Annotated in this window: 7 protein-coding genes; 3 read left to right on the top strand and 4 right to left on the bottom strand. The window is 37.9% G+C overall.

The genetic code is table 11. The annotated features are described in order from the left end of the window. Nucleotides 1–140 precede the first annotated feature (140 nt). Together AB685_RS27335 and AB685_RS27330 are read right to left on the bottom strand one after the other, a co-directional pair. Nucleotides 141–356 carry a YheE family protein gene (locus AB685_RS27335; protein WP_047973750.1) on the bottom strand — a complete coding sequence of 72 codons (216 nt, stop codon included), beginning with the start codon at nucleotides 354–356 and terminating at the stop codon, nucleotides 141–143. A 70-nt stretch (nucleotides 357–426) separates the two neighbouring features. Continuing rightward, nucleotides 427–894, bottom strand: a complete 468-nt coding sequence (locus AB685_RS27330; RefSeq protein WP_047973749.1) for a hypothetical protein — start codon at nucleotides 892–894, stop codon at nucleotides 427–429. A 144-nt stretch (nucleotides 895–1038) separates the two neighbouring features. On the opposite strand from AB685_RS27330, the gene AB685_RS27325 reads away from it, so the two are divergent. Continuing rightward, nucleotides 1039–2178: a DUF445 family protein gene (locus AB685_RS27325; protein ID WP_082153794.1), complete on the top strand. Its 1140-nt coding sequence runs from the start codon at nucleotides 1039–1041 to the stop codon at nucleotides 2176–2178. A gap of 115 nt (nucleotides 2179–2293) precedes the next feature. Next, a complete protein-coding gene (locus tag AB685_RS27320) occupies nucleotides 2294–2647 on the top strand; it encodes a YlbF family regulator (RefSeq protein ID WP_047973748.1) in 354 nt (117 codons plus the stop codon). 50 nt (nucleotides 2648–2697) lie between these two features. Here the strand turns inward: AB685_RS27320 and AB685_RS27315 are convergent, their stop codons facing one another. Beyond that, nucleotides 2698–2898 carry a hypothetical protein gene (locus tag AB685_RS27315; protein WP_047973747.1) on the bottom strand — a complete coding sequence of 67 codons (201 nt, stop codon included), beginning with the start codon at nucleotides 2896–2898 and terminating at the stop codon, nucleotides 2698–2700. A gap of 164 nt (nucleotides 2899–3062) precedes the next feature. Between AB685_RS27315 and AB685_RS27310 the strand changes: the two genes are divergently transcribed. Further along, nucleotides 3063–3908, top strand: coding sequence for a Cof-type HAD-IIB family hydrolase (locus tag AB685_RS27310; protein WP_047973746.1), 846 nt, complete (start codon nucleotides 3063–3065; stop codon nucleotides 3906–3908). Nucleotides 3909–3953: 45 nt separating this feature from the next. On the opposite strand, the gene AB685_RS27305 is transcribed toward AB685_RS27310, so the two are convergent. After that, a complete protein-coding gene (locus tag AB685_RS27305) occupies nucleotides 3954–4136 on the bottom strand; it encodes a YhzD family protein (RefSeq protein ID WP_047973745.1) in 183 nt (60 codons plus the stop codon). Nucleotides 4137–4219: the final 83 nt, after the last annotated feature.

The raw sequence follows: 4219 nt of genomic DNA, 5'->3' as shown, positions 1-4219 counted from the left end.
CACTAAGCCCCTCATTAATCATCCGATCGATATCCATAAAAAATTCGTCGCGTCCTTCATTACATGATTCTTTTTTCTTGTCTGACATCGCTCATCCCTCCTTTTTAATTAGGATGGATTAGGAGTAAACAATCTATGCATTAATGTTCTTCATATACATGATAAAGCATTAAATCATGTATTTTAGGCTCAAGCTCTTTTTTCTTTTCATCTGAGGGAATGGGATGACTCCACTCAATCGTTCCGTCTTTATGATAAGATCCCGTATGATAAAGACCTCGATGGAAAAAGGAAAAGGCCCATTCACGTCTAACTAAATTATTACGAATTTCTTTCCATTGAAAATGAGAAATCATTTAAAAAACCTCCCTGATACGACTGTACTAAAGCGATTACATTTACTATATCACGCCAGGGTTTATTGTGTTAGGCTTCCTTTTCAGAAATATCATCGGAATGCCAATGGCCACCGCCAAACCATAGATACACCTGCCCATCACGATCCTCTAAATAAGAAAAACAGACGAGTCGAGCTTGCAGAGCCATTTTGATTCCTGCTTCATCATTATAGCGAATTCGTCTATACAATACACCTAAGTCTTGCAGTGTTGCCTCTGTTAAGTTTGTTAACAAGTGAGTTTGTTTATATTTAGGAGAGATAAGCATACTAGATAACTCCGAACCATAATGTGAGACAACCGAGCAGGCAATAATTTTACCTTCCCAAAGAGCGATTTTAATAGAAGTACCAGCATCCTCAATATGATGTTTTTTCAATTGGAAGATCCATGAATAGACGCTTTGTCGAGGTGATTTATCATATCTTTTTGAAAAACGAATAAGTGGACGACGATACTTTTCCCAGTTATCATACGATAGACTAACGATTTTCATCGCAGTTTCCTCCTTTTTTCTTAATCAAAAGAAAGAGACAAATATCCGGTTTAAAGCAAATCTTGAACTAGCGAACACGGAGCTTGATATCGTATACTATGTGATATGTGCCTATAGGGTGATTCACAGAAAGGGTGACACTAGTTGCATACTGCATGGTTTATTGGATTTATGATGGTTATTGGAGCTGTTATTGGTGGCATCACCAATTCATTAGCAATTAAAATGTTATTTAGACCTTATACCGAAAAACGAATTGGAAAATGGAAGGTTCCTTTTACGCCGGGTTTAATCCCTAAAAGACACCAAGAGCTTGCAACTCAACTTGGTCAAATGGTTGTACAGTACTTATTAACAGCAGAAGGACTTGGAAATAAGTTGAAGAGCACCGCCTTTATGGATGCGATGAATGAGTGGTTACGTTCTGAGCTAGAAAAGCTGCTCCGCAGTGAGCAAACCGTAGCAAACATACTAGAAGAAAAACTAGGARTGGACCAACCTAAGCAAGCATTGGTCCAAAAAACAGAAGAGGTCATYGAGAGAAGTTACAATCGATTTTTTGCAGAAAATCGTCACCAACCACTTGGAGAAGTATTACCTGTTGGTATAAGTAAGAAGTTAGATGAGAGTGTACCGCTTGTGGCGACTTTCTTGCTAGAAAGAGGACAAACTCTCTTCAGTAGCGAGGAAGGAAAAGAACGATTAAGTCAAATGATTGACCGCTTCTTATTAAATAAAGGCACACTTGGAAATATGATTTCAATGTTTCTTGGCAATGAGCGACTGGTCGATAAATTACAGCCAGAACTGATGAAGTTTATGCGTGATGCGGGAACAAAACGGATGATCGAAGATATTTTGCACAAGGAATGGCATAAGTTAAAGCAAAAAGATGTAGCAATGATTGAAGTCCACCTTAATAAAGAAGATATAATTCAATATGTCACGTCTTCAATTGAAAGAAATGTACCGCTCTATCAATGGATGGAGCAGCCATTTTATAAGTGGACCGGCTCATTTGAAGAACGTTTGCTAACTGAATGGGTACCGAAAATGGTGGGTGCAACTTCTGATTTATTAGCTAGTCACCTAGAAGGATTGTTAGAGAGATTACATCTTGAAGAAATCGTACGGGAACAGGTGGAGGCTTTCTCTGTAGAACGTTTAGAGGAGCTTGTATTAACTATTTCTAAAAGAGAATTTAAAATGATCACTTATCTAGGGGCTTTATTAGGTGGAATGATTGGCTTTATTCAAGGTTTAGTTGTTTTGTTTCTTGGGTAAAGTGACTATGAGAGAGTGAGACTGTAAATATTGTTTAAATTCGCCTAATTGGATGAATTGTCGGTTTAGACATGTTATAGTCGTAAAGACTATTTTTTTAGGAGGACGTTATAGAATGTCAAATGTATACGATAAGGCTCATGAATTAAAGAAAGCAATTGCTGAAAGTGAAGAATTCTCTGCACTTCAATCAATGCATGAACAAATTGAAGCGGATGATATCGCGAAAAAGATGCTTGAGAACTTCCGTAACTTGCAGTTAGAGCTTCAACAAAAGCAAATGCAAGGTATTCAGATTTCTGAAGAAGAAGCTCAACAAGCTCAGCAACAATTTGAACTTGTTCAGCAACATGAGCTAATCTCAAAACTAATGGAAGCAGAACAACGTCTAAGTGTCATCATTGGGGATATCAACAAGATTATCACAGAACCACTTGAAGAGATCTACGGTAACCCAGAAAGTCAATAATAAGTAATGAATACAAAAGCGACAGGCATTGAAAATGCCTGTCGTTTTTTTTAGTTACCGGGTGTTTGTTTTTTTATCTTCTTCCCAATTAATACAGCCATATGCAGCACAAATCCCGCAAATAACCCAACAGATGCTGCACCGAGCAATGCAATAGCATGCTGGTTAATTGTATCTCCTTCTAATTGAAGGCTCGTTAAAATCATAAAAATGGCTGGAACAACTAAGTAAAATTGAACAAAAGTCTTCATATGAACTCCTTTTTACTGAATCTCTAAAAAAAGTATAGCGAAAGTAACGGAATTCGTCTATTTACTTTTAGTTCTAATGCGATGTCATGATACATACAGTCTAGAGAACAGACAGGCAGACCGAAATGGGACGTGTCGTCGTAAAGAAAAAGGGGGAAAGCATCATGACGTACCGATTACTAGCCCTGAACATTGATGAAACATTAATTGGTTCTAACGCTAAGATCTCAAAGCAAACGAAAGCGGCAATTGAGTATGTAAGACAAAAAGGGGTCTATGTCACACTTGTTACTTCAAGACCTCATTCTTCTGCAAAAAGAATAGCCAAATCATTAAAATTAGATGGATACCTCATTACGAATGATGGGGCATTTGTGGCAAGTGATCCTGAAGATCCTTTATATGTAAAAAGGATCAGTGTGAACACGACCCTACAGCTTGTTGAATTATTAGAGCAATATGACTGTCATATTCGCGTGCTGCATGAAAGTTTTGCGATTGGCAATAAAACCCGTCAAAAAAATCAATTAATCGCAAAAATGACGATAGGAGTAGGGGACCCACTGTTTTATCCRGTTTCTTTTGTTGACTCAGTTTATGATCGTTTAATGCAAGAAGCGATTGCCCCACCGAAAATTCAAGTTCAATTTTTTGATGAAGCGGAACAACAATCGGCTCTAAAACAGCTCAATGAAATGGTAAGTGGAGTCAATATTGTATCCATACGTGAGGGCAAACTGGAAATTGTAGCAGAAGGGGTTTCAAAATTAAATGGTTTGCAACAAGTGGGCCAAGAGCTAGGGATTTCTCTTCAAGAAATGGTTGCTGTAGGTATAGAGGCAGACGATGTCGAGATGGTTGAACAAGTTGGTTTAGGAGTGGCAATGGGGAATGCAGCAGATGAGGTTAAACATGTTGCAGACTGGATCACTCGTTCTAATGAGCAAAACGGTGTCTCCTACATGATTCGCGAGGTTTTTAGAAAGCAGCTACGTGTACAAGTAGAATAGGTAGCAAAAAGCACAGTTCATTGAACTGTGCTTTTGCTTATTAGACTAGACGTGGAATAATAATAATTTACCAGAGCGAGTTAGACGATGCGTGTGATTGGTAAAGTTCTTTTCATCCAACTTCTTCTTCCCTACTTCTTGTGCTGCTTGGTCATCGGCCGCTTCAATCTTCTCCTCAAAAACCATTTCACCATTCGCCTCATAAACCGTTAAAAAATATTCGTTCATTCCATTACCTCCTACACCATTGTAAGAATAGTGTAAAATTAAACGCTTACATAAGCAAGTGAAATAAAAATGGAAAATTATTG

The sequence above is a fragment of the Bacillus sp. LL01 genome (assembly GCF_001037965.1).
Note: the sequence above shows the minus strand (reverse complement) of the source record. Positions and strands in the feature narration are given on the sequence as shown.

What these genes read in the sequence shown, in the direction of transcription:
- AB685_RS27335 (WP_047973750.1), bottom strand. Translation starts at nt 356, where the DNA reads ATGATTTCTCATTTTCAATGGAAAGAAATTCGTAATAATTTAGTTAGA.
- AB685_RS27330 (WP_047973749.1), bottom strand. Translation starts at nt 894, where the DNA reads ATGAAAATCGTTAGTCTATCGTATGATAACTGGGAAAAGTATCGTCGT.
- AB685_RS27320 (WP_047973748.1), top strand. Translation starts at nt 2,294, where the DNA reads ATGTCAAATGTATACGATAAGGCTCATGAATTAAAGAAAGCAATTGCT.
- AB685_RS27315 (WP_047973747.1), bottom strand. Translation starts at nt 2,898, where the DNA reads ATGAAGACTTTTGTTCAATTTTACTTAGTTGTTCCAGCCATTTTTATG.
- AB685_RS27305 (WP_047973745.1), bottom strand. Translation starts at nt 4,136, where the DNA reads ATGAACGAATATTTTTTAACGGTTTATGAGGCGAATGGTGAAATGGTT.